Source organism: Actinoplanes sp. NPDC051633 (assembly GCF_040681735.1).
Taxonomy (GTDB): Bacteria; Actinomycetota; Actinomycetes; order Mycobacteriales; family Micromonosporaceae; genus Actinoplanes.
On record NZ_JBFAZH010001489.1, the window covers coordinates 1 to 1,619 of the forward strand.

The following is a 1,619-nucleotide window of genomic DNA, read 5'->3' on the forward strand; positions in this document are numbered from 1 at the left end:
AAAACAACACAAAAATAAACTTTTAAAAGAATGGAGGTATTTTTTTAAGTTTAGAAACCCAAAATATATTCATCAATTAATTTAGAAATCATACGACCCACGCTCGATCGGTGTCGGGCAGTACCAGCACGACCTGTCCGAGGCGAAGCTGTCCCGCTCGCTGGACGCGGTGGTCGAGGACTGCGTGAACGCGGTCGGCGTGGACGTGAACACCGCGTCGGCGCCGCTGCTCACCCGGGTGTCCGGGATCGGCGCCGGTCTGGCGGAGAACATCGTGCTGCACCGCGACGCGAACGGGCGGTTCCGCTCCCGCGAGGCGCTGAAGAAGGTGCCGCGGCTCGGGCCGAAGGCGTTCGAGCAGTGCGCCGGCTTCCTCAAGATCCCGGACGGCGACGACCCGCTAGACGCGTCGTCGGTGCACCCGGAGTCGTACCCGGTGGTGCGCACGATCCTGGCCGCGGCGAACGCCGACCTCAAGTCGGTGATCGGCAACAGCCCGCTGCTGCGTGCCCTCAAACCGACGCAGTTCGTGACCGACGCCGTGGGCCTGCCGACGGTCACCGACATCCTGAAGGAGCTGGAGAAGCCGGGGCGTGACCCGCGGCCGCAGTTCACCACGGCGACCTTCGCCGACGGCGTGGAGAAGATCGCCGATCTGCGGCCGGGCATGATCCTCGAGGGCGTGGTGACCAACGTCGCGGCCTTCGGCGCGTTCGTCGACGTCGGCGTGCACCAGGACGGCCTGGTGCACGTCTCGGCCCTGTCCGACACCTTCGTGAAGGACCCCCGCGAGGTCGTGAAGTCCGGCGACGTCGTCAAGGTGCGGGTGGTCGAGGTGGACGAGACGCGCAAGCGGATCTCGCTGACCATGAAGCTGCAGGACAAGCCGCGGGACCAGCGCCCGCCGCGGGAGAAGCGGGACGACCGCCAGGGCCGGCCGCGCCAGGACCAGCCGCGCCAGGATCAGAAGCGCCAGGGCCAGCCGGGCCGGGACCAGCCGCGCCAGGGCCGGCAGGGCCAGGAGCGCCAGGGGCGTGACGCCCAGCGGCGGCCGCAGGCGCCTCTGCAGAACGACGCGATGGCGGATGCTTTGCGGAGGGCCGGACTCACGAAGGACTGAGAGGCATGGCCGGCTTCTCGCGTTCTACAACGAACGGGTGGACATCGTCCTCGACGGCGAACCTCAGGAGCGTCCGCTGGGCCCGTTCTCCGGACGCGTCGCGATAGCATTCCGGCCATGGCGCCGGAGGATCGGTTCGACGAACTGGTCGGCGAGCTGCTCTCGGTCGACGGGGTCTCACCGCCCGCCGGCGGCCGCCGCTTCGGCTCTCCCGCGCTGCGGTACCAGGGCCGGATCATCGCCATGCTGGCGCATGGCCGGCTCACCGTGAAGCTGCCGCGCTCGCGTGTGGACGATCTTGTTTCCGAGGGTACGGGGACGCGTTTCGACGCCGGCACCGGCGCGCCGATGCGCGAGTGGTTCATGCTCGACGCACGATCACGGATGCCGTGGCTCGACCTGGTGAAAGAGGCGCTCGCCTACGCCCAGCGCCCCGGCACGCGCCGGTCGGCCCTCTAGATGTAGTTGTGGTGTGCCCGGGCGATCCGGTGTGCGGGCC

The 1,619-nt window shown here is 68.1% G+C and carries 1 protein-coding gene and 1 pseudogene; both read left to right on the plus strand.

The features are described from left to right. Positions 1-1,120: pseudogene (locus AB0M20_RS42380) on the plus strand (helix-hairpin-helix domain-containing protein); the annotation flags it as partial. 117 nt (positions 1,121-1,237) lie between these two features. Then, entirely contained in the window at positions 1,238-1,579 is a 342-nt protein-coding gene (locus AB0M20_RS42385) for a hypothetical protein (protein ID WP_364307055.1), read from the plus strand. Positions 1,580-1,619 lie beyond the last annotated feature (40 nt).